The organism is Bradyrhizobium sp. SRS-191 (assembly GCF_024586915.1).
Taxonomy (GTDB): domain Bacteria; phylum Pseudomonadota; class Alphaproteobacteria; order Rhizobiales; family Xanthobacteraceae; genus Bradyrhizobium.
Window position 1 is genome coordinate 47,143 of sequence record NZ_JANBVS010000011.1, and the last position, 21,137, is coordinate 68,279.

Sequence of the window (21,137 nt, forward strand, 5' to 3'; positions counted from 1 at the left end):
GGCAAATCCTGCTGTCGATTTTTAAGCAATTTGAGCGCGCGACGGGACAGCGATGCGGAGACCATCTCAGCTCAGACGAGGCACACGGTCGTGGGCCGGCGCATGCCTCGCAGCGTCGTTCGCCGCCGCGCTCGCAGCTGGGGCTCCGGCGTTGCGTCCCGCTCATGCCGCAAGTCTTCCCAGTATCGCGGCCAGCCCGACACCAACGCCTACTCCGACGCCGACACCGAGCCCATCGCCGAGCCCGGTTCCGGGCGCGATTAGTTCGGACCTGTCCTCCGGCCGGTCGGTGCTCGATCTCGGATCGAACTTTCTCGAACGGCTCGGCCATCAGGCGACGTTCGGGGGCAGCAGGCTGCAGCGCAGCAATCCCGGCGGCGGGGCGCGTCCGAAGCGGCGGAGCAGCCGAGGTTCCGGACCTGGGGCGAGGCCTATGGCATCACCGCGCACTCGAGCGCGCAGGGCGATTTCGTCGGCGACAAGAGAACGACCTGGGGCGGCGTCGCTGGTATCGGCATGCGGCTCGCTCCCGGCGTGAATGCCGGGCTGTCGGTCGACCAGAGCCGCACCCGCGTCGACGTGCCGCTCGCGTTGCAGTCCGCAACGCTGGACCTCACCCAGCTGGGCTTCAACGCCTCGGTCGACCAAGGGCCCTGGACCTGGGCGATCGCCATCGTCCACGGCTTCGGCGGGATCAATGCGCGGCGCCAGACCAGCCTGGGCGTCACCACCTCGGCCTATGGCGCCCATATCACCGGCGTGCTCAGCGAGCTCGACTACTATTGGAGCTTCGGCGAGAGCCGCGTGGTTCCGAAGCTGGCCTTCGAATATGCGCGCGCCACGACTGCGGCATTCCAGGAGGCCGGCGGTCTCGATCCGCTGGCGGTCAGCGGCACGTCGCTGGAGCGCGGCCGCGTGCTGGCGGGCGCCGAGATCGGGCGATACTTCATCTTCGACGGCAAGATCCTCGACGTCTCGGCCTACGGCAAGTTCGTCGACAGTGTCGCGCAGAACCTCGGCGCGGTCACGGTCAGCCTGGGTGCGCAGAGCACTACGCTGCAGGGGCTCGGCGAGGGACGCTACGGTGCCGATACGGGCGCGGCGCTGTCATTGTCTCTGAACAGGACGGCGCGCGTCTACCTCAACTACGACGCCAAGCTCCGCTCAGCACTGCAGTCGCACCAAGGCACGCTCGGGCTTGAACTCAAGTGGTAGCGGTCACACCGGCTTCGGCGCCACGTAGCCATTGAAGCCGATGACCTCGCGCGCCTCCGCCATCAGCGGCACGAGATCGGTGGGGTGGATGAACTCGTCCCGGAAGCAGGCGTGCACCTTCGGATCGAAGATCCGCTTCAGCCAGTCGATCACCACCTTGTGCCGATCGGACGTGCGGAACTCCTTGTGATAGGTCAGCCACAGATCCATGTGGTAGTTGATGCCGAGATCGACCGGAACCAGCGGCGCGCCGAGGGCGATGGCCGATGTCGGCAGAAAGCCGATGCCGGCGCCGCGCTCGACGGCGTAGAGCACGGCCACGCTCGAATTCGTGGAGATGCCGACGATGCCTTCCAGCGACTCCAGTCCGAGGATGCGCGCATAGCCGGTCTCGTCGAGCTGCACGCCGTGCTGTTTGACGATGCGATGGTTCTTCAGATCGGCCAGCGATGTCGGTAGGCCATGCGCCTCGCGATAGGCCTCCGACACGAAGCCGTAGATGTGCAGCCGTCCGAGCTTGGCGACGATCACATCGGGGTTGGTGGGCCGTTCGAACTGAATCGAGATGTCCGCCTCCAGGCGCGAGACGTCCGCCTGTTGCATCGCGCAGCTGAGATCGACGGTGATCCTGCGGTAGGTTTTCTGGAAATCGATCAGCCGCGGCAGGATCCAGAAATTGCCGGGCCCCTCCGTCACGGCGACACGCACCGAGCCTTGCGTATCGGTCGAGAGCGAGGCGCGCCGGAAGATGTTGAAGCTCAGTCGTTCCATCTGCTCGACGTCGAACAGCAGCGATCGACCTTCGTCGCTGAGCGACAGGCCCGATTGATCACGAATGAAGAGCTTGAAGCCAAGCTCGTCCTCCAGCCGATCGATCTTGCGCATGAGCGTGGTCCCGGTGAGGCCGAGAGCCTCCGCCGCGTTCCTGAAGCTCTTGTGCCGCGTACAAAGTAGAAATGCTCTTAAATCTTCCCAGGACGCATTAAGCGTTTCGTCAGATTTCCCGCGCTGCGTAGATGCAGCACCCCGATGCAAATGTTGCCGCATACACTCCAGCCCCGACAAGTATGATGACGTCATCAAAGCCAAGCTGGAAACATAGATGCAGATCCCGCAGCGCGGAAGCGCAGAATTCACATTGCGACATCAGCTCGACGCATTGCCGCTGACAGATCTGATTGCGGCGCATCCGGTCACGCCGGATCAGCTCGGCGAGCTTGCCGAGCTGGCGCGTCGGGAAATACCGGGCGTGCGCGCCTCCGAGCGTGAGCTTGCGGAGTTCTTGCGGCACGATCCGGAGTCGATCTTCGCGCTGTGCCGCGGCACGCGGCTGCTCGGCGGCATTGCCTTTCTCTATCTGAATTGCGCCGGTCTCGACGCGCTGCTGCTGGATGAGTTCAATTTGAGCGATCCGCCGCGCAGATATCTGGCGCGACCCGACGAAGACGCTGCGGCAATCTATGTCTGGGCGCTGGTGGCGCGGGGACGAGGCGCCGCCGGTCTCGGCATTGTCGCCCACGCGATGCGCGCGCCGCGATATCGCGCGGCTGATTACTATGCGCAGCCATCGAGCCCGGAAGGGCGGGCGTTCCTCGGTGCGCTCGGGTTCGCGCCGCTTGCGAGTTTCCAGCCGGATCTCTGGTGGTACCAACGCCCCTGGAACCGGCTGCCGGAGGTGCTGGCGCCTTCGCTTCAATCGACCACGCAGTTCGTGAAAGGGAGTCTGGCGGATGCACGGCATTAGTTCGGTCAAGACGACGAAGTCGAATCCACGCGCGATCACGGTGCGCATCGCGCGCGATCCGAATGATCTGATGCTCGTCACGGCGATCCGTTCGGCGGTCTATCTCGCCGAGCAGGATTGTCCGATGGAGGAGGAGTTCGACGGCAATGATCTCGTTGCCGCGCATTTCCTCGGCTTCGTCGGCAAGGAACCGGCCGGATGCGTGCGTGTGCGCTTCTTCGGCGAGTTCGCCAAGGTGGAGCGGCTCGCCGTACGCCATCAATATCGGCGCTCGCGGCTGTCATTCAAGCTCGTCCGAGAGGCGCTGGATTATTGCCGGCGCAAGGGCTTCAAGAAAGCCTATGGCCATGCGCAGGATCGCCTGGTCGACTTCTGGGCGCATTTCGGCGCCAAGCCGCTCGGCCACAATCGCAAGCTGACCTTCTCGGACTTCTCCTACACCGAAATGGTGCTGGACCTCGAGCCGTGCTCCGATGCGATCACGCTCGACAGCGATCCCTACATGATCATTCGTCCCGAGGGCGATTGGGATCGGCCGGGCGTGCTGGATCTCTCGGCCGGCCGGCCGGCGTCTTCGCCATTACGTGATTATGCTGCAGCGAGACCGTGATGCAGGGCCGCGATCTGTTCGGCGCGACCGACACCGACCCTCCGGTTCTGGTGTGCGCCGATCTGCAGTGCGAATATCTGGCTGAGGGACGCAAGCACCTGATCGCGGACGGCGAGGTGGTCATGGCCCGTTGCCGGCAATTGATCGAGCTGTGGCGCGGCCATCTCTGGCCGGTGGTCCACCTCAAGCGGATTGCGCGGGCGGCCTGGTTCAACCCGGCCTCCAACCTGACCGACTGGCTCGACGACTTCAAGCCGAAGCCGGGTGAGATCGCGTTCGAGCATCCGCTGCCGTCGGCCTACAGCTCGGCGCGGTTCGCCGACTATATGTCGAACATGCGCAGCATCCGCTGCGTCATGCTCGGCTTCTCGCTCGACGAGACGATCCTCTCGACGGTGGTGGACGGCTTTCACCGCAGCCATCGCTACCAGGTGATCGGAGACGCGGTAGCCTGCCGCAAGGCCTGTGAGGGCGATGTCGCCGCCTACAAGCTGGTCGTGACCCGGGTGATCGGCAATTTCGCCGGCGTGCTCGACAGCGCCGAACTGATCGGGGCGAGCGGCCGTCTCGCGGTGTGAAACGGCGCCGTCAGCAGCCTGCGAGCCGCTCGGCCAGCTCGATCACCATGCGTCGATCCGATGGGTTGCTGATCTTGTTGAATGCAACGACCAGACGCAACGCCTCGACGACGTGCAAATCAACAGGATTTTCGCTCAGCAGCCGCAGCAGCTTCTGTTCCGGCGGCTCGCAATCGTCTTTGCTCACACGGGCAGCTCCAGCACCGACATCACGATCGAGACCACGACATGACCCGAGAGGAAGAGCTCAAAGAATTGGCGAGCAGCCTCCAGGCGGCCATTGCGAAAGCGCGCCAGCTCGATTTGCCGACCAGCGCCTACATCCTTTCGTTGGCTCTGGTCGAGGTGTCTCAGACAATCGCGGCGGAGTTGAGGGGGCCGTCCGGCTCCAAATGATGTGCGCGACCGTGGCCGCGTGTGACGCGGCCCGCAATCAACTGGGTAAACTCCGGAGAGAGACGTCGGGAAAGTTGCGGCCGGTCAGGCGCGGTCGACCCTGACGACGCGGCCCTTGTCGATGGCCAGTGCGAGCTTGCCGTGCTTCAGCGCGAGCGCGGCCTCGCCGAACAGCTCGCGCCGCCAACCCTGCAGCGCAGCAACCTCTGCATTGTCGTCGGCGGCGATCTGCTCGAGATCGTCGACGGTGGCGATCACCTTGCTGGCCACCGCATGGCGCTCCGAGGTCATGCGCAAGAGCACCTTGAGCAGTTCGACGATCGCCGCGCCGTTGGAGTTGTTGCGCGGCTTTTCCAGCTTGGGCAGCGCGGCAAGGTCACGGGCCAGTCCGCGCTGCACGGCGGCGACGATGTCGGAGCCCCATTTGGAGCGCTCGAAGCCTTTCGGCAGCGAGCGCAGGTTGCCGAGCTTCTCGATCGAGGTCGGGGCGTGCGTGGCGATGTCGCCGACAGCGTCGTCCTTCATGACGCGGCTGCGCGGCACGTCGCGGCTCTGCGCTTCCTGCTCGCGCCAGGCGGCGACCTCGATCAGCACCGCCAGTTCCTTGGGCTTGCGGACGCGGGTCTTCAGCCGTTCCCACGCGCGCTCGGGATGGAAGTCGTAGGTCTTGGGCGAGGTGAGGATCTCCATCTCCTCGCTGACCCAGTCGCTGCGGCCGCGCTTCTTCAGGTCGGCGTCGAGCGCGGCGAACACGTCGCGCAGATGGGTGACGTCGGCTTCCGCGTAGTGCGCCTGCTCCTTGGTCAGCGGGCGGCGCGACCAGTCGGTGAAGCGGTGGGTCTTGTCGGGGCGGTGGCCGGTGATGCGTTCGACCAGCTGGTCGTAGGCAATGCTGTCGCCGTATCCCAGCACCATCGCGGCGACCTGGGTGTCGAAGATCGGGTGCGGCACGATGCCGGCGCGGTGCCAGATGATCTCGATGTCCTGGCGGGCGGCGTGGAAGACCTTCAGGACCTTCTCATTGGCCATCAGCTCGAAGAATGATTTGAGATCGATGCCCTCGGCGAGCGCGTCGATCACCACGGCTTCATCCGCGCTGGCCAGCTGCACGACGCAAAGCAGGGGGTAGTAGGTGGTCTCCCGCAGGAACTCGGTATCGACGGTGATGACCGGATGCTGGGCGAGGCGGGCGCAGGCGGCTGCAAGGTCCGCAGTGGTGGTGATCAAGTCCATGAACGATCCATGACGAGGCTCTTACGCCGTCGTCCGAAAACGCTGACAAGTCAAGGGTGTCGGCAAAGGGTACGAGACGAAATTCATCTCCGCTTGTCGGCCTTATCGGGCCGGAACGCAAGCACCGCAATGTCAGCTGATCGCTCTATGGTTGATGCAGGGCGGTCCGGCAGCGCCCTCAGTGATGGCGGACGCGGCCGGAAGGGCGCCGTCCGGACGGTACGGCCAGTACGATGAGGCACAGCGCGATCATCGCCAGACCCATGAATTCGAACACCAGCGCGTCCACGTCTCAGACCTCCCCGACTTGTTGGTTCAACTTGTCGGGGCTGCGTTGATCGTTTCTTAAGGACCCCGGCGCGGCCGAGGCGATGGTGGACGCGAAGTTAAGACTGCGTGTCAGGTGCCGCAGAAGGTCTGCAAGACCCGCTCCTCGGGCTGCGGCGGCTCGGCATAATCAGCCCGGTCCGGCTGGTCCTCATAGGGCTTTGCCAGGACCGCATGGAGCTCCTCGAACGGCACGTAATCGTCGTTCTCGACCGCCGCCGTGATGACCGCCTCGATGCGGTGGTTGCGCGGGATGAAGGCCGGATTGACCTTGCGCATGGCCGCGCGCCGCTCGGCCGGGCTCTGCGGTTCCTGGGCCAGGCGCTGCTGCCAGCGCTGAGCCCATTCGTCGAAGCCGGTGGGATCTTCGAACAGGGCCCGGACCTCGCCGAGATCGCCGCTCCCGGCGGCGTCGCTGAGCCGGCGGAAGGTGAGCGTGAAGTCGGTCTTGGCCGCGGCCATGGCGTCGAACAGCGCCTGCGCCAGCGGCTGGTCGCCTTCCGCTTGCGTGAACAGACCGAGCTTACGGCGCAGGCCCGCTTGATGCGCATCGGTGAACTGGGCGGCGAAGCCGTCGAGCGCGGCCTCGGCCTGCTTGATCGCCTGGTCCTTGTCGGCGTCGAACAGCGGCAGCAGGCATTCGGCCAGCCGGGTGAGGTTCCACAGTGCGATGCGCGGCTGGTTGGCGAAGGCATAGCGTCCGAACTCGTCGATCGACGAGAACACCTGCTTCGGGTCGTAGGCGTCCATGAAGGCGCAGGGGCCGTAATCGATGGTCTCGCCGGACACCGACGTGTTGTCGGTGTTCATGACGCCGTGGATGAAGCCGACCAGCAGCCAGTCGGCGATCAGCTTGGCCTGGCGGCTGATCACAGCGTCGAGCAGGGCGTGATACGGCCGCTCGGTGCCGGCGATATCCGGATAATGCCGGCTGATGACGTGGTCGGCGAGCCGCCGCACCGCCTCGACGTCCTGGCGGGCGGCGAAATACTGGAACGTGCCGACCCGGATGTGGCTGGTGGCGACCCGCGTCAGCACCGCGCCGGGCAGGGCGATGCCGCGATTGACCTGCTCGCCGGTGATCACCGCCGCCAGCGAACGGGTGGTCGGGATGCCCAGCGCGGCCATCGCCTCGCTGACGATGTATTCGCGCAGCACCGGCCCCAGCGCCGCGCGGCCATCCCCGCGACGTGAGAACGGGGTGGGGCCCGAGCCCTTGAGCTGGATGTCGCGGCGGACGCCGTTCCTGTCGACGACCTCGCCGAGCAGCACCGCCCGGCCGTCGCCGAGTTGCGGCACGAAATGCCCGAACTGGTGGCCGGCATAGGCCATCGCAATCGGCTCGGCGCCGTCAGGCACGGTCTTGCCGGCAAGGATCTCGGCGCCCTCCGGCGTCTCGAGCTCCGCCGGGTTCAGTCCGAGCTCCTCGGCCAGCGGCCGGTTCAGCTTGATGAGCCGCGGCGCGGCCACGGGGGTCGGCGCCACCCGGGCGAAGAAATTGTCGGGCAGGGTGGCGTAGGAGTTCTGGAAGGGGAAATGCACGGTCATACCTCCCAAGATAAGCGCAGAGACGCCGCTTTTCGAGCCCAAACGGCCGCCAGATGAGTGCTTCAGCGCCAGCCCAATTCGGCGGCAGCGCCGGTGGTTGCAATGGCTGTCGCGCCTTGCCGGGCTCCGGGGCGGAAAAGCCGTTCCTGCGGTTGCCGCGCCGGGGCGGCTCGGCTAAACCCTGCGCGCATTCGGTCACGCGCCCCTCACGGCTGCACCGATTCCCTTTTCCTCACGCCGACCATTCAGGACGACCATGCATCGCTACCGGACCCATACCTGCGGCGCGCTCCGCGACAGCAACATCGGAGAGACGGTCCGGCTGTCCGGCTGGTGCCATCGCATCCGCGACCATGGCGGCGTGCTGTTCGTCGACCTGCGCGACCATTACGGCATCACCCAATGCGTCGTCGATCCCGACTCCAAGGCGTTCAGCCTCGCCGAGAAGCTGCGCTCGGAGTGGGTCGTGCGCATGGAAGGCAAGGTCCGTCACCGACCTGAAGGCACCGAGAATGCCGAGCTGCCGACCGGCCAGGTCGAGCTCTATGTCGCCGACATCGAGGTGCTGGGCCCCGCGGCCGAGCTGCCGCTGCCGGTGTTCGGCGAGCAGGACTACCCCGAGGACATCCGGCTGAAATACCGCTTCCTCGACCTGCGCCGCGACAGGCTGCACCAGAACATCATGACCCGCGGCGCGATCATCGATTCGATGCGCCGGCGCATGAAGGAGCAGGGCTTCTTCGAATTCCAGACGCCGATCCTGACCGCGTCCTCGCCGGAGGGCGCGCGCGACTTCCTGGTGCCGTCGCGCATCCATCCCGGCAAGTTCTACGCGCTGCCGCAGGCGCCGCAGCAGTACAAGCAGCTGCTGATGATGTCAGGCTTCGACCGCTACTTCCAGATCGCGCCGTGCTTCCGCGACGAGGACCCGCGCGCCGACCGTCTGCCGGGCGAGTTCTATCAGCTCGACGTCGAGATGAGCTTCGTCGAGCAGGAGGACGTGTTCGCGGCGCTGGAGCCGGTCGTCACCGGCGTGTTCGAGGAGTTCGCCAAGGGCAAGCCGGTCACCAAGGGCTGGCCGCGCATTCCGTTCGCCGAAGCGCTGCGCAAATATGGCACCGACAAGCCCGACCTGCGCAACCCGATCGAGATGCAGGACGTCTCCGAGCACTTCCGCGGCTCCGGCTTCAAGGTGTTCGCGCGCATGCTCGAGGACCCGAAGAACCAGGTCTGGGCGATTCCCGCACCGGGCGGCGGCAGCCGCGCGTTCTGCGACCGCATGAACTCCTGGGCGCAGGGCGAAGGCCAGCCCGGCCTCGGCTACATCATGTGGCGCGAGGGCGGCGAGGGCGCAGGCCCGCTCGCCAACAACATCGGACCGGAGCGGACGGCCGCGATCCGCAGCCAGCTCGGCACCAAGGAGGGCGACGCCGCCTTCTTCGTCGCCGGCGATCCGGAGAAGTTCTGGAAGTTCGCAGGCCTCGCCCGCACCAAGGTCGGTGAGGAGCTGAACCTGATCGATAAGGACCGCTTCGCGCTGGCCTGGATCGTCGACTTCCCGATGTACGAGTACAACGAGGACGACAAGAAGGTCGACTTCTCGCACAACCCGTTCTCGATGCCGCAGGGCGGCCTGGACGCGCTGACGACCAAGGACCCGCTGACCATCAAGGCGTTCCAGTACGACATCGCCTGCAACGGCTACGAGATCGCCTCCGGCGGCATCCGCAACCACAAGCCGGAAGCGATGGTGAAGGCGTTCGAGATCGCGGGCTATGGCGAGCAGGAGGTGGTCGACCGCTTCGGCGGCATGTATCGCGCGTTCCAGTACGGCGCCCCGCCGCATGGCGGCATGGCCGCCGGCGTCGACCGCATCGTGATGCTGCTCTGCGGCACCACCAATCTGCGCGAGATCTCGCTATTCCCGATGAACCAGCAGGCCATGGACCTCTTGATGGGCGCACCGTCGGAAGCCTCCACCAAGCAGCTCCGCGAGCTGCACATCAAGACCAGCCTGCCGAACAAGTAGTTCGGCAGGACGCGACTTAGGATGGGCAAAGCGGCCGCCGTCAGGCGGCAACGTGCCCACCATCCATCAGCGTATTCCGCCGCGAGATGGTGGGCACGGCGCTCCCGCAGAGTGCCGTGAGGAGAGTGCAGGGCAGCGCCGTTCCCGGCGCTCGTCCTCAAGCAGCCGAACGCCCCGGCAGCATCCGCGTCAGCACGCCGTCGCGGCGAACCACGTGGTGAAACAGCGCCGCTGCGACGTGCAGGGCCACGACGACCCAGGCGATCCATTTGCCGACGAAATGATGGATCGCGTCGACCGGCGGCTCGAACGCCTCCCACGACACGCCCCAGCGCGTCTCGATCCAGCCGAACAGCGCCGTCTCACGAAAGCTCGGCAGCGCGAACAGTCCGAAATCGGTCGGAGCATCGGTGCCGATATAGCCGGTCAGCGGCATGAGGATCAGCAGCGCGTAGAGTCCCCAATGCGCCGCGTGGGCGAGCATCGCCTCGGCAGGCGAGGCGTGCGGCTGATCCGGCTGCAGGTTGGCGAGCCGCCACAGCAGGCGCGGCAACACCGACAGGCCGACGATCATGCCCAACACCCAATGGATGTTGAGCACCGGCAGGACTTCAGGCGCAGTGTCGTCCATGAACCAGATGACGTAGTACACCACTGCATAGGCCGCGATGAACGCCGCTGCGCTGGTCCAATGGAAGACCTTGGCGACCGCGCCGAACTCCAGCTTGGTATTCTTCCACGGCATTCCAGGTCCCCTCGCAAATCACGCCGCACCGCAGCTGACGACTGCTGCTATCGTCAAACCAGCGGCGCAGCCAGCGGCCAGCGCCGCTACCGAGCGGCTGCCCGGGTCAATTTCCTCTCACCGGCTCGTTATCGATTGCGAGCTGCGGCATGTCGTCGCCGGCCGTCAGGGCGCGAGCTCGGACGCAAGATGACCCAGCGTTGAAGGCGTCGCCGCGCATTTGACGGTCTCGCGTTAAGGCTGGTTAAGACTGCTGACAACTTCATCGCGATGTCCGATGGCGTCCACACCGGGTTGGACGCGTCGCAGCGCGCTGCGCCGGCGCCATCGTCCGGCCGGCGAGGGCGGTCATCGCGCAACACGGCAAACCGTTGATTCCGAGAACTAATCGCGCATGCCGGCTGTTAGTTCAGCGCGGTACGCGCAGCGGCTCCTCGCGTCGTCGCGCGGGCTGCAGCGCGGCGAGTTCCAGGCGAGACCGATCGGACGAATGGATGTTGCGGTGTCATGCAACCCGTCCTTAATAGGATTGCTGTCTGACTCATGTAGTGAACATGGCCAACCAATCAGAAGAAAACGGATAGTTCAAATATGACCGTTCGCTGGTGTGCGCTCCTTCTCGGTACCTGCTTCCTCGCTCCTTCCGCTTCCGCTCTCGCCATTTCCCCCGATACCGTTCGTGATCTCGCCTCCCGGGTCGGCCCGGTGGTCGGCCAGGCCGCGACCTGCCGCGAGATCGCCCAGGGGCGTGTCCAGACCATCATCGATCAGTTCAGTGAGGTGATCCGCCAGGGCTCGTCGAACACTGGCGAGCGCGACGGGCTGATCCGCAGCTTCAACAGCTACATCGCCGAGGGTCGCGGCCGCGTCGCATCCTCGCAGGTGAATTGCCAGACCGCTGAACGTCAATTGGCCGAGCTCGAGCGGTCGCTCGGCCAGCAGCAGTCGGCGGCACCCAGCCTGTCCTTCGCGCTGGCGCCCTCGACGGCGGCGGCGTCGACGCAGCCCACCGCCAACCTTCCGCCGCCGCTGCCGCGCGGCGTCAGCGAGACTGAGATTCGTTTCGGTACCGTGATTCCGTTCTCGGGTGTCCGCAAGGAGTCCGCCCGCCAGATGAAGGTCGGCATCGAGACGGCATTCAGCCGCGCCAACGATGCCGGCGGCATCAATGGCCGCAAGCTGCGGCTGATCGCGGCCGACGACGCCTATGATCCGACCAAGACGATCGGCGCGATGACGCAGCTCTACGACAAGGAGCAGGTGTTCGGCTTCATCGGCAACATGGGCACCGCCAACAATGCGCTGGCGATCCCATACGCGCTGGAGCGGCGGGCGCTGTTCTTCGCGCCCTATAGCGGCTCCGCCGTCGTGCGCCGCGATCCGCCCGACCGCTACGTCTTCAACTACCGTGCGAGCTACGCGGAGGAGACCGCTGCGATCGTCAACTACCTGATGAAGGTCAAGCGCATCCCAGCGAAGCAGATCGCTGTGTTCGCGCAGAACGATGCCTATGGCGACGATGGCGCCAACGGCGTCGCCAAGGCCTTCCGCGCGCACGGCATCACCGATCCGATCATCCGCTACGGCTTCCCGCGCGGTTCGCTGGATGTTGACGAGGCGGTCAACCAGTTGAAGGCGCAGAAGCCCGCGATCAAAGCCGTCATCATGATCGCGACCGACCGCGCGGCGGCGAAGTTCATCGAGAAGACTCACGACGCCGCGCCTGGACTGATTTACGCCAACATCTCCGCCGTCGGATCGACCTCGCTCGCAGCGGAGCTGAAACTGCTCGGCCCGAAATACACCAAGAACGTGATCGTGACGCAGGGCGTGCCATCGGTGGCCGGCTATTCGAGCCTTGTGCTCGACTACAAGACGGCGCTGTCGAAGTACTTCCCCGGCGAGGAGCCGGACTACACCTCGCTCGAAGGCTTCATCTCCGCCAGCATCCTGATCCAGGCGCTGAAGCAGACGACGCCACTCGAGACCGAGCGTCTGGTCGATACGCTGGAGTCGATGCAGAGCATCGATGTCGGCCTCGGCAGCAAGCTGTCGTTCGGCCGCGCCGAGCACCAGGCCTCGCACAAGATCTGGGGCACCACGCTCGACGAGACCGGCACCTACCAGGCCATCGAGCTGGAGTAGGGCGACCTGCGCGGCGGCTCACCCGCCGCGCAATCTCCCGAAGGCGCTGATCAGCCGGCCAGCGCCTCGGTGACCGCCTCCCGCAACGACTGGGTCGGCCGTCCGATCAGCCGCGACAGCGTGCGGCTGTCGTCCCGCAACACGCCGGATGCGACGCCCTGCGCCTCGACCTCGGCCAGCATCGCCGCGATCGGCGGCGGCAGCCCGGCGCGTTCGTAGAAGGCCGCGTGCGCGGCCTCGGTGAGGTTCTGATAGACGACGGGCTCCGCGCTTTGATCCGCGGCCTCGGCCGCGAGCTCCGCCAGCGTATGCGCCCGATCGCCGGCGAGCTCATAGGTCTGGCCGTCATGACCGGCGCCGGTGAGCACGGCCACCGCGGCATCGGCAAAGTCCCGCCGCGACGCCCACGAGATCGGCGCCTCGCCGGCGCTGCCGATGAGAACGCCGTGGCCGAGCGCCAGGCCCAGGGTCGCGGTGTGGTTCTCCCAGTACCAGCCGTTGCGCAGGATGGTGTAAGCGAGCCCGGATTCCCTGATCGCGCGCTCGGTTTCGACGTGGTCCCGGGCGAAGCCGGGCGTCCATTGCCCGGCATGCAGCAGGCTGGTGTAGACGATGTGTCCGACGCCGGCCCGCTTCGCGGCCGCGATCACATTGGCATGCTCGGCCTGGCGCGTGCCGAACGCGTTCGACGAGATCAGCAGGAGCTTGCTCACGCCGGACAGGGCACGCTCGAGCCCCGCGGGATCGGCATAGTCGCCGGCGCGGCTGGCGACGCCCAGGTCGGCCGCCTTGCCGGGATCGCGGACGATCGCGACGATCTCCGGAGAGGGCAGGCGCTCGCGCAGCCGCGCGATGACCTTCCGTCCGAGCTGTCCGGTCGCTCCGGTGACTGCGTACATCTGAAAGCTCCTGTGAGAAAATGGTCGATTACAGCGGCGCCAGCCGCCCCATGCCGCCGGCGCGATAGCGCGCATGGGCGGCGGCGATCCCGGCTTCGCTGCTCATGATGAAGGGGCCGTCGACGACGATCGGCTCCTGCACGTCAGGCCCGGACATGATGACGAGCTGGGCTGCGCCATCGGCCCCAAGCGTCGCGCGCCCGTCGCCGCGCAAGGCAATCGCTTGCCCTGCGGCGAGATCGCGATGCGTGCCATCGTTCGCGATGGCGAGGCCGCCCTGCACGACGTAGATGATGGCGACGTGGCCCGGCGTCAGGGTGTAGCCGAGCCCCTGGCGCAACGTGACATCGAGCAACGTGAAGCGCTCGGTGGGCACCAGCGGCGAGGCGACGTCGTTGAACGCACCGACGACCACGCGGACGCGATCGCCGTCGCCGCTGGTCCATTCCGGCACCTCGTTGCCGGCGATATGAAGCATACGCGGCGCGCAGAGCTCGTTGGCCGCGCTGAGGTTGACGAATAGCTGTAGCCCGTGAAGCTCCTGGTCGCCGGCCGGGATCTCGTGATGCAGGACGCCGCTGCCGGCCTCCGTCCAGACGATGCCGCCGGCGCCGACGGTGACATCGTTGCCGAGCGAGTCGCGGCTGCGCAGGCCGCCCGCCGAATCCGCAAACACATAGGTGACGGCCGAGAAGCCGGCATGCGGATGCGGCGGGAACGGCCGGCCGCTCACCCTGAAATCATCGAGGACGAGTACCGGCGAGCCGACAGCTCCGAGCGCCGCCAGCTCCACGGCCTTGACCAGGAAGCGCCCGGCCGTGCCGCGCGTCTGCGCCGATGCGATGGAGGAGAACATGATGGCCATGGGGAGTGCTCGCGAGCTTGAACCGATCGATGGAAGCGGTCAGGCGGCGAGCGTCAGGGCCTGCGCCTTGGCGGCCTCGATCGCCTTCGCGCGCGCTTCCGGCCCCATCGCGACGCCTTCGGCGCGCACGAAGACGATGTCGGAAATGCCGAGGAAGCCGAAGAACGCCTGCAGGTAGGTCTCCTGGTGGTCGAGCGCGGCGATCGGCGATCCCGCGCTGAAGATGCCGCCGCGCGCGGAGGCGATGATGAGCTTCTTGCCCTTGCACAGGCCGACCGGACCGGTCTCGCCGTACATGAAGGTCTTGCCCGGCACGGCGAGGCGGTCGATCCAGGCCTTGAGCTGCGAGGGAACGCCGAAATTGTACATCGGCGCGCCGATCACGACGATGTCGGCGGCGAGGAACTGCTCCATCGCTTGGAGGCCGTCCTGGACGTCCTGCTGCAGGCCCGCGTCGGCGGTGCCGCCCTGCATGGCCGCGAGATGCGCGCCGGTGAGATGCGTGACCGGCTCCGCAGCGAGGTCGCGGTAGCCGGTCTCCGCCGCGCCGGCCTTGGTCAGGGCGGCTACGATCTCGGCCGACAGCAGGCGGGTGACCGAGCCGGGGCCGGCAACGCTGGAATCGATGTGAAGCAGCTTCATGGGAGGTCTCCGGTTACGGCAGCGTCGCCGCCTTTCGTTGGGAACCATGAGCGGTTGCGATAAATCGGAAAAGACAATATATTTGGATATTATCCATCGGATTGAGCGATAGACATGCTCGACGGTATCTCGCTCGACCAGCTCCGCACCTTCGTCGCAGCCGCCGAGGCCGGCAGCTTTTCCGCCGCCGGCCGCAAGCTCGGCCGGGCGCAGTCTGTCATCAGCCAGAATCTCGCGAACCTCGAAGCGCAGTTGGAGGTCCGCCTGTTCGATCGGACCGGACGCTATCCCGTGCTGACGCCGGCCGGCTGCGCCTTGCTGGCCGACGCGCGCGCGGTCACCGATGGGTTGGCCGAGCTGAAGGCGCGCGCCCGCGGGCTGGCGCAGGGGCTCGAGCCGGAGCTCAGCATCGCCATGAACGTGCTGTTTCCGACCGCGGTGCTGACGGATGCCGTGGCCGCGTTTCAGCAGACCTTTCCGGGCACGCCGTTGCGCGTCTCGGTGGAGGGCATGGGCGCGGTCATCGAGCCGGTGCTGGAGAAGCGCTGCGCGTTCGGAATTCGCGGCCCGCTGCTGACCGGCCATCCCGATCTGCGCAGCGAGCCGCTGCGTGACATCCGCTATCTGATGGTCGCCTCCGCTCGCCATCCACTGGCGCGATGCAAAGGTGCGATCCCGCCCGACCTGCTGAGCGAGCACGTCCAGCTCGTCCTCACGGATCGCTCGCGCCTGACCGAGGGCAAGGATCTGCGCGTGTTCTCGTCGCGGACCTGGCGGCTGTCCGACCTCGGCGCGAAGCACGCCTTCCTGCGCGCCGGCCTCGGCTGGGGCGGCATGCCGTTCCATGTCGTCGAGGCCGATCTCGCCAGCGGCGCGCTGGTGCCGCTGGCGCTTGCGGAAGCGGAAGCCGACACGCAGATCCGGATGTCGGCCGTCTACCGCACCGACACGCCGCCGGGGCCGGCCGGCCGCTGGCTGATCGATCGGCTGAAGCAGGTGGACTGAGGCCGGAAGAGGGGGCGCGTGTCGGTGCGCATCACCGCCTCAGGCGCGGCGCGCGCGTCCCGCTGCAAGGGCCGTTCCGAGCACGTGATCCCAGAACGGCGTGACGACGCCGAAATTGCCGGGCTTGGGGTCGCGATGGTGACGCAGATGGCGAAGCCTGCAGCTGCGCAACCAGGCGTGCAGCCGCGTTTGCCCGGCCAGCGGCCAGCGATGCACGGCGTCGTGGACCAGCAGATACAGCAGATAGCCAAGGATCAGGCCACTCGTGCTTCCGTTCGCGATCTGCAGGTCCGTGACTTCAGCAACGAGCGCAAAGAAGGTCGCGAAGATGACGATGCTGACCCACATGGGCGATCCGATCAGGGCGCTGGGCCGCGCGTGGTGCAGGCCGTGGAGCCGCTTCAGGATCGTGACCTCATGGTAGAGGAACCGGTGCACCAGATATTCGGCGAGCGTCCACAGCGCAGCTCCGCAGGCGGCGGCGAGCAGCCAGCGTCGCGGCAGGGCGAAGCCATGGCTCGACAAGTCGAGCAGCAGCAATGCAACGAGGACGATCGGGTAGATGACGAGTTCGGCGTAGTAGCTGAGCTTGCTGTGAGTCACGTCGGGCCCGTACGCAGACGAAGAGGAGAGGAATGACGCGCTCCGCGACGAGGGGCTGGCTGACGACTCAGCCTCCGTGAGAGAGCTTGTCACGGCACTGAGTTAGCGCAGACATAAGTCGCCTGCGTGAAGGCGCCTCGCAGGCTCACCCGCTCGCGGCCCGGCCTCTCAGGGCAAGGTTGAAGGACGCCTCAGCTCGCGCGACGCGCGAGCAGCAGGGCGCCGCCGAGACCGCACATGACGGCGCCGGAGGCTTGGCGCATCCGCGTGACGAGGCCCGGCCGCCTGACCAGCCCGTGGCGCGCCTTGGCCGCCCAGACCGTCACGACGAGGTCGACGCTGGTGTTGAGCGCCACCGAGATCAGCCCGAGCACGACGAACTGCGCGGCGACATGGCCCGAGGGATCGACGAACTGCGGAAGGAAGGCGAGGAAGAATGCCGCCGTCTTCGGATTGAGCGCCTCGACGATGATGCCTTCGCGAAACGCCCGCCGGCTGCCGGTCGTCGTCACCTCCGCGGGCGCCGCAATCGGCGCCTCGCGCCAGGTCTTGATGCCGAGCCAGATCAAGTAGAATGCGCCTGCGATCTTCAGCGCCGTGAACGCTTCCGCACTCGCCATGATCAGCGCGGACAGCCCGACCGCACCGGCGACGACATGCACGAGACCGCCGAGCCCGAGGCCGACGCTGGAGGCCAGCCCCTCCGCTCGGCCGCCGGCCAGCGTTCGCGCCCCAATGTAGAAAATGCCGGGACCGGGCGTCAGCGCAACCACGAGCGCGGCGGAGAGGAACAGGAGGAAGGAGGGAAGGTCGGGCATAGCGGGTTTTCGTGACTGAGGTTTCGCTGCTTGTAGATCGTTCCGGCCGGCAAGGCGATCGCCGGCCGGCCTTTGCGCCTCCCGGCTCGGCGGCCGCTAATGTGCCGGCCGCTGCGCGGCCTCCGGCTTGTGGTGGGTGCCGAAACGTTCGACCATGGTCGCGCTCGCCTCGTTGAGGCCGACCACGTCGACCTCGGCGCCATGGCGGCGCAGCTTCAGCACGATCGCGTCGAGAGCACCGATCGCCGTGATGTCCCAGAAATGCGCGGCGCTGACGTCGATGGTGACGCGCGATGGCACGTCCCGATAGTCGAACGCGTCGACCAGACTGTTGGAGGAGGCGAAGAAGACCTGGCCGGTGACGACATAGGTCATCGCGCGGCCGTCCTCTGATCGGTGCGTCTCGATGCCCAGCAGGCGGGCGACCTTGGCCGCAAAGAACACGCCGCTGAGCACGACTCCCGTCAGCACGCCCATCGACAGGTCGCCGGTGGCGACCACGATGATGACGGTCGCGAGCATGACCACGCTCGAGCTCAGCGGATGCGAGCGCAGATTGACGATCGAGGACCAGTCGAACGTGCTGATCGAGACCATGATCATGACCGCGACCAGGGCCGCCATCGGAATCTGCTTCACCCAGTCGCCGAGCACGACGATCAGGAACAGCAGGAAGACGCCGGCCAGAAACGTCGACAGCCGCGTCCGCGCGCCCGCGGTGACGTTGATGACGGACTGTCCGATCATCGCGCAGCCGCCCATCGCACCGAAGAAACCGGTGATGAAATTCGCGACACCCTGGCCGACGCATTCGCGGTTCTTGTTGCTGCCGGTATCCGTCATGTCGTCGACGATCGTCGCCGTCAGCAGCGATTCCAGCAGGCCGACCGCGGCCATCGTCAGCGAGTAGGGCAGGATGATCCGCAATGTCTCCAGATTGAACGGCACCTGCGGCAGCGCAAATACCGGCAGAGCCGACGGCAGCTCGCCCATGTCGCCGACGGTGCGCAGCTTGAGCCCGGAGATGATGGTGAAGGCGGTCAGCGCGATGATGCTGATCAGCGCCGAGGGCACGAGCTTCGTCAGGAACGGGACGCCGTAGATGATGGCCAGTCCGGCGAGCACCATCGCATAGGTCTCCCAGCCGACATGCACGAACTGCGGCAGTTGCGCCATGAAGATCAGGATTGCGAGCGCGTTGACGAAGCCTGTCATGACGGAGCGCGACACGAACTTCATCAGCAGTCCAAGCCGCAGCGCGCCGGCGACGATCTGGATGATGCCCATCAGCACGGTCGCTGCAAACAGGTATTGCAGTCCGTGGTCGCGCACCAGGGTGATCATCAGCACGGCCGTCGAGGCGGTGGCAGCCGAGATCATCGCGGGCCGGCCGCCCACGATTGCGGTGACGCAGGCAATGGAGAACGAGGCGTAGAGGCCGACCTTGGGATCGACGCCGGCGACGATGGAAAAGCCGATCGCCTCGGGGATCAGGGCCAGCGCGACCAGGAGGCCGGAGAGAATCTCGGTGGGAATGTTCGCCAGCCATTCGCGGCGAAGCGTCTGCAGGAACCTCATGATTTGAAACCAGGATTGGACCAGCGCAGCGACGGGCAATGCCCCTTGCGGCCTCTACGTCAGGCGGAGTCGCGTTGCTGAGGGGTTTCCCGGGGATAGGCGCCGGGCCGAGCCACCCGATCAAATCGGGTCCGATGGAAGCTGGATGATGCCTTCGTTGCGATGCCACATCAAGTGGGAACGCAGGGAACCGAGACCTTCAAGTGAGGGCGCTTCTTGAGATGAGTGCGCGGCTGGTGATCGCAGCAAGTCTGGAACCGAAGGTCAGCGAGCGACTCGGGCGCCTGCCGGCGGCAACTGCGGCAAGGACTGTTTCAAATCAACGCGCGGAAAAGTGATGGTCGCCGCAAGTACTAATAAGGATGAAAGTGGACGGTCACCGCAACGAGTATAAGCCGCCTACGGCTGTCATCGCCGGTCAACGGCTCATTCTGCCGGAGTCGCGGGAGCGATGCCGGTGATCGCAGCAGCAGGTTGTTCGCTGAGTTGACGGTAGACGATGCCGCCGAGCGCCCCGCCGAGCAGCGGCGCCACCCAGAACAGCCACAGCTGCGCCAGGGCCCAGCCGCCGACGAACAAGGCCGGACCCGTACTGCGGGCGGGATTGACGGAAGTGTTGGTGATGGGAATGCCGATGAGATGGATCAGCGTCAGGCACAGCCCGATCGCGATCGGGGCAAATCCGGCCGGCGCCTTGCCGTGTGTTGAACCCATGATGACGAACAGGAACATCAGGGTGAGCACCAGCTCGGCCAGGAAGCAGGAGAACAGGCCATACTGACCGGGGGAATGCGCGGCGTAGCCGTTGGCGGCAAAGCCCTTGGCGACGTCGAAATCCGCCGTGCCGCTCGCGATTGTATACAACACCGCCGAACCCGCGACGGCGCCAATGACCTGGGCCAACAAATAAGGTCCCACATCGTGCGCCGGGAAGCGGCCCCCGGCCCAGAGCCCCACAGTGACGGCCGGGTTGAGGTGGCATCCGGAGATATGGCCGATGGCATAGGCCATCGTCAGCACCGTCAGCCCGAACGCAAGCGAGACGCCGACCAGTCCGATCCCGACCTCCGGGAATTTGGCCGCGATCACCGCGCTGCCGCAGCCGCCGAACGTCAGCCAGAAGGTCCCGATCGCCTCAGCCGCACATTTCTGCATCATGGGATTGCTCATAGGCTCCTCCCTTGAGGGCTCTGCCGGCCCCGACCACGCCACGTGTTGAACCGAAGCAGTGCGGCAGACGGCGGCGCAGGCGAGGTGCGGATCGAGCGGCGCTTGCGCAGCGTCAACCGTTGAGCAGGATCATACAACCAAAGCGAGAGTATTCAAGCGCCTCGCAAGTCCGCTCGTGCCGCGCGACGGCATGGAGCAAGCGTGCCACATGCGGCTGGGGCATGAAGAACGGATTGGCTTCGTCGACCGAACAGTAAGGCGCAAGGCGCGTTCGCCAAAAAAATTAACAGATGCCAGCAGCTGATGCGGATCTTCAATTCTTGGCTGGGCATCTGTAAATGGCTGCCTGTACTTGATTGCAGCTGGTCGATATGTGCTGCATCTTCGTCGCGGCTACTGATGTTGATGATATTGGAACAGGATCCGGCTTCTGCCGATGCAGAAAGCTTGATGTCGGAGTTGTCCGCTGCACTCGCACGCATCACCGGCGACGGCGGCCGCGCGTCGTTTGATCCGGACGACGTGCGCGGGCCGAAGGCATGCTTCCTGGTCGCGTGGGACAAGGCGGGGCAAGCTGTCGGCTGCGGCGCGTTGCGCCCGCTCGACACCGATATCGCCGAAGTGAAGCGGATGTATGCGCGGCCCGGCACATCAGGGGTCGGCGCCGCGATCCTCGCGCATCTCGAAACCGCGGCGGCGGATTACGGCTATCGAGCGATCCGTCTGGAGACGCGTCTGATCAATGCGCGCGCAGTCGCGTTCTACGAGCGGCACGGGTATCGTCGCATTGCGAACTACGGCAAATATGCTGGTAGGCCAGAGGCAGTGTGCTTCGAGAAGAGGTTGTAGCGGGCGACCTAGCTGTCGCCCCTTACCAGCCGTCCCGCGCGTCAGCGCGGTGCAGAGCCGACGCGGGACGCTGATTGAAGGAGACGATCGGAAGGAGGACTGGCAGCTTCTAGACGACCGTTTTCAGAGTCCTTGGCA

Annotated in this window: 20 protein-coding genes, 1 pseudogene and 1 other annotated feature; of the genes and pseudogenes, 9 read left to right on the forward strand and 12 right to left on the reverse strand. The window is 66.1% G+C overall.

The features are described from left to right. Window positions 1-52: 52 nt before the first annotated feature. Window positions 53-1,215, forward strand: a pseudogene (locus tag NLR35_RS20120) (autotransporter outer membrane beta-barrel domain-containing protein). Between the two features lie 3 nt (window positions 1,216-1,218). On the opposite strand, the gene NLR35_RS20125 reads toward NLR35_RS20120, so the two are convergent. Next, complete coding sequence (locus tag NLR35_RS20125; protein WP_257168265.1) at window positions 1,219-2,262, reverse strand: LysR family transcriptional regulator; 1,044 nt, start codon at window positions 2,260-2,262, stop codon at window positions 1,219-1,221. Window positions 2,263-2,317: 55 nt separating this feature from the next. Here NLR35_RS20125 and NLR35_RS20130 point away from each other — a divergent pair, with 55 nt between their 5' ends. The 3 genes from NLR35_RS20130 to NLR35_RS20140 are packed head-to-tail and all read left to right on the forward strand — an operon-like array spanning window position 2,318 to window position 4,147. Beyond that, on the forward strand, window positions 2,318-2,959 hold the full coding sequence (locus tag NLR35_RS20130) for a hypothetical protein (protein ID WP_257168266.1): 642 nt from the start codon (window positions 2,318-2,320) through the stop codon (window positions 2,957-2,959). Then, window positions 2,946-3,569, forward strand: a complete 624-nt coding sequence (locus NLR35_RS20135; RefSeq protein ID WP_257168267.1) for a GNAT family N-acetyltransferase — start codon at window positions 2,946-2,948, stop codon at window positions 3,567-3,569. Before NLR35_RS20130 ends, NLR35_RS20135 begins: the two co-directional genes overlap by 14 nt. Continuing rightward, complete coding sequence (locus tag NLR35_RS20140; RefSeq protein ID WP_257168268.1) at window positions 3,569-4,147, forward strand: cysteine hydrolase; 579 nt, start codon at window positions 3,569-3,571, stop codon at window positions 4,145-4,147. Before NLR35_RS20135 ends, NLR35_RS20140 begins: the two co-directional genes overlap by 1 nt. Window positions 4,148-4,157: 10 nt before the next feature. On the opposite strand, the gene NLR35_RS20145 is transcribed toward NLR35_RS20140, so the two are convergent. Continuing rightward, window positions 4,158-4,334 (reverse strand): hypothetical protein, encoded by a 177-nt coding sequence (locus tag NLR35_RS20145; RefSeq protein WP_257168269.1) that lies wholly within the window; start codon window positions 4,332-4,334, stop codon window positions 4,158-4,160. 41 nt (window positions 4,335-4,375) lie between these two features. On the opposite strand from NLR35_RS20145, the gene NLR35_RS20150 reads away from it, so the two are divergent. Beyond that, window positions 4,376-4,543: a hypothetical protein gene (locus NLR35_RS20150; RefSeq protein ID WP_257168270.1), complete on the forward strand. Its 168-nt coding sequence runs from the start codon at window positions 4,376-4,378 to the stop codon at window positions 4,541-4,543. 84 nt (window positions 4,544-4,627) lie between these two features. Here the strand turns inward: NLR35_RS20150 and rnd are convergent, their stop codons facing one another. Both rnd and NLR35_RS20160 read right to left on the reverse strand, forming a co-directional pair. Continuing rightward, window positions 4,628-5,776, reverse strand: a complete 1,149-nt coding sequence (gene rnd, locus NLR35_RS20155; protein ID WP_257168271.1) for a ribonuclease D — start codon at window positions 5,774-5,776, stop codon at window positions 4,628-4,630. Between the two features lie 399 nt (window positions 5,777-6,175). Further along, entirely contained in the window at window positions 6,176-7,651 is a 1,476-nt protein-coding gene (locus NLR35_RS20160) for a YdiU family protein (RefSeq protein WP_257168272.1), read from the reverse strand. A gap of 256 nt (window positions 7,652-7,907) precedes the next feature. Here NLR35_RS20160 and aspS point away from each other — a divergent pair, with 256 nt between their 5' ends. Continuing rightward, complete coding sequence (gene aspS / locus NLR35_RS20165; protein WP_257168273.1) at window positions 7,908-9,680, forward strand: aspartate--tRNA ligase; 1,773 nt, start codon at window positions 7,908-7,910, stop codon at window positions 9,678-9,680. A 157-nt stretch (window positions 9,681-9,837) separates the two neighbouring features. Here aspS and NLR35_RS20170 read toward each other — a convergent pair whose 3' ends face one another. After that, window positions 9,838-10,425: a cytochrome b gene (locus NLR35_RS20170; RefSeq protein WP_257168274.1), complete on the reverse strand. Its 588-nt coding sequence runs from the start codon at window positions 10,423-10,425 to the stop codon at window positions 9,838-9,840. Between the two features lie 591 nt (window positions 10,426-11,016). On the opposite strand from NLR35_RS20170, the gene NLR35_RS20175 reads away from it, so the two are divergent. Beyond that, entirely contained in the window at window positions 11,017-12,570 is a 1,554-nt protein-coding gene (locus NLR35_RS20175; protein WP_257168275.1) for an ABC transporter substrate-binding protein, read from the forward strand. Window positions 12,571-12,620: 50 nt separating this feature from the next. Here the strand turns inward: NLR35_RS20175 and NLR35_RS20180 are convergent, their stop codons facing one another. The 3 genes from NLR35_RS20180 to NLR35_RS20190 are packed head-to-tail and all read right to left on the reverse strand — an operon-like array spanning window position 12,621 to window position 14,976. Continuing rightward, window positions 12,621-13,469, reverse strand: coding sequence for an SDR family oxidoreductase (locus NLR35_RS20180; protein WP_257168276.1), 849 nt, complete (start codon window positions 13,467-13,469; stop codon window positions 12,621-12,623). Between the two features lie 28 nt (window positions 13,470-13,497). Continuing rightward, a complete protein-coding gene (locus NLR35_RS20185; RefSeq protein WP_257168277.1) occupies window positions 13,498-14,334 on the reverse strand; it encodes a pirin family protein in 837 nt (278 codons plus the stop codon). Window positions 14,335-14,373: 39 nt separating this feature from the next. Next, on the reverse strand, window positions 14,374-14,976 hold the full coding sequence (locus NLR35_RS20190; protein ID WP_257168278.1) for an FMN-dependent NADH-azoreductase: 603 nt from the start codon (window positions 14,974-14,976) through the stop codon (window positions 14,374-14,376). Between the two features lie 114 nt (window positions 14,977-15,090). Between NLR35_RS20190 and NLR35_RS20195 the strand changes: the two genes are divergently transcribed. Further along, window positions 15,091-15,981 carry a LysR family transcriptional regulator gene (locus NLR35_RS20195; protein WP_257168279.1) on the forward strand — a complete coding sequence of 297 codons (891 nt, stop codon included), beginning with the start codon at window positions 15,091-15,093 and terminating at the stop codon, window positions 15,979-15,981. A gap of 39 nt (window positions 15,982-16,020) precedes the next feature. Here the strand turns inward: NLR35_RS20195 and NLR35_RS20200 are convergent, their stop codons facing one another. The 4 genes from NLR35_RS20200 to aqpZ all read right to left on the reverse strand — a co-directional run bounded on the left by NLR35_RS20200 (window position 16,021) and on the right by aqpZ (window position 20,150). Further along, window positions 16,021-16,584, reverse strand: a complete 564-nt coding sequence (locus NLR35_RS20200) for a sterol desaturase family protein (RefSeq protein WP_257168280.1) — start codon at window positions 16,582-16,584, stop codon at window positions 16,021-16,023. Window positions 16,585-16,775: 191 nt separating this feature from the next. Next, window positions 16,776-17,402, reverse strand: coding sequence for a LysE family translocator (locus NLR35_RS20205; protein ID WP_257168281.1), 627 nt, complete (start codon window positions 17,400-17,402; stop codon window positions 16,776-16,778). A gap of 96 nt (window positions 17,403-17,498) precedes the next feature. Then, window positions 17,499-18,980, reverse strand: a complete 1,482-nt coding sequence (locus NLR35_RS20210; protein ID WP_257168282.1) for a SulP family inorganic anion transporter — start codon at window positions 18,978-18,980, stop codon at window positions 17,499-17,501. Window positions 18,981-19,062: 82 nt separating this feature from the next. Continuing rightward, window positions 19,063-19,116, reverse strand: a sequence feature (sul1 is cis-regulatory element that is thought to sense ions involved in sulfur or methionine metabolism; They are found in Alphaproteobacteria). 290 nt (window positions 19,117-19,406) lie between these two features. Next, window positions 19,407-20,150, reverse strand: a complete 744-nt coding sequence (aqpZ, locus tag NLR35_RS20215; protein WP_257168283.1) for an aquaporin Z — start codon at window positions 20,148-20,150, stop codon at window positions 19,407-19,409. Window positions 20,151-20,453: 303 nt separating this feature from the next. On the opposite strand from aqpZ, the gene NLR35_RS20220 reads away from it, so the two are divergent. After that, complete coding sequence (locus NLR35_RS20220; protein WP_257168284.1) at window positions 20,454-20,999, forward strand: GNAT family N-acetyltransferase; 546 nt, start codon at window positions 20,454-20,456, stop codon at window positions 20,997-20,999. The last annotated feature ends 138 nt before the right edge of the window (window positions 21,000-21,137 follow it).

Excerpts from the sequence above, each read along its gene's own strand:
- NLR35_RS20125 (WP_257168265.1), bottom strand. The coding sequence starts at position 2,262 with ATGCGGCAACATTTGCATCGGGGTGCTGCATCTACGCAGCGCGGGAAA.
- NLR35_RS20130 (WP_257168266.1), top strand. The coding sequence starts at position 2,318 with ATGCAGATCCCGCAGCGCGGAAGCGCAGAATTCACATTGCGACATCAG.
- NLR35_RS20135 (WP_257168267.1), top strand. The coding sequence starts at position 2,946 with ATGCACGGCATTAGTTCGGTCAAGACGACGAAGTCGAATCCACGCGCG.
- NLR35_RS20140 (WP_257168268.1), top strand. The coding sequence starts at position 3,569 with ATGCAGGGCCGCGATCTGTTCGGCGCGACCGACACCGACCCTCCGGTT.
- NLR35_RS20150 (WP_257168270.1), top strand. The coding sequence starts at position 4,376 with ATGACCCGAGAGGAAGAGCTCAAAGAATTGGCGAGCAGCCTCCAGGCG.
- rnd (WP_257168271.1), bottom strand. The coding sequence starts at position 5,776 with ATGGACTTGATCACCACCACTGCGGACCTTGCAGCCGCCTGCGCCCGC.
- NLR35_RS20160 (WP_257168272.1), bottom strand. The coding sequence starts at position 7,651 with ATGACCGTGCATTTCCCCTTCCAGAACTCCTACGCCACCCTGCCCGAC.
- aspS (WP_257168273.1), top strand. The coding sequence starts at position 7,908 with ATGCATCGCTACCGGACCCATACCTGCGGCGCGCTCCGCGACAGCAAC.
- NLR35_RS20170 (WP_257168274.1), bottom strand. The coding sequence starts at position 10,425 with ATGCCGTGGAAGAATACCAAGCTGGAGTTCGGCGCGGTCGCCAAGGTC.
- NLR35_RS20175 (WP_257168275.1), top strand. The coding sequence starts at position 11,017 with ATGACCGTTCGCTGGTGTGCGCTCCTTCTCGGTACCTGCTTCCTCGCT.
- NLR35_RS20180 (WP_257168276.1), bottom strand. The coding sequence starts at position 13,469 with ATGTACGCAGTCACCGGAGCGACCGGACAGCTCGGACGGAAGGTCATC.
- NLR35_RS20185 (WP_257168277.1), bottom strand. The coding sequence starts at position 14,334 with ATGGCCATCATGTTCTCCTCCATCGCATCGGCGCAGACGCGCGGCACG.
- NLR35_RS20190 (WP_257168278.1), bottom strand. The coding sequence starts at position 14,976 with ATGAAGCTGCTTCACATCGATTCCAGCGTTGCCGGCCCCGGCTCGGTC.
- NLR35_RS20195 (WP_257168279.1), top strand. The coding sequence starts at position 15,091 with ATGCTCGACGGTATCTCGCTCGACCAGCTCCGCACCTTCGTCGCAGCC.
- NLR35_RS20205 (WP_257168281.1), bottom strand. The coding sequence starts at position 17,402 with ATGCCCGACCTTCCCTCCTTCCTCCTGTTCCTCTCCGCCGCGCTCGTG.
- NLR35_RS20210 (WP_257168282.1), bottom strand. The coding sequence starts at position 18,980 with ATGAGGTTCCTGCAGACGCTTCGCCGCGAATGGCTGGCGAACATTCCC.
- aqpZ (WP_257168283.1), bottom strand. The coding sequence starts at position 20,150 with ATGAGCAATCCCATGATGCAGAAATGTGCGGCTGAGGCGATCGGGACC.
- NLR35_RS20220 (WP_257168284.1), top strand. The coding sequence starts at position 20,454 with ATGCGGATCTTCAATTCTTGGCTGGGCATCTGTAAATGGCTGCCTGTA.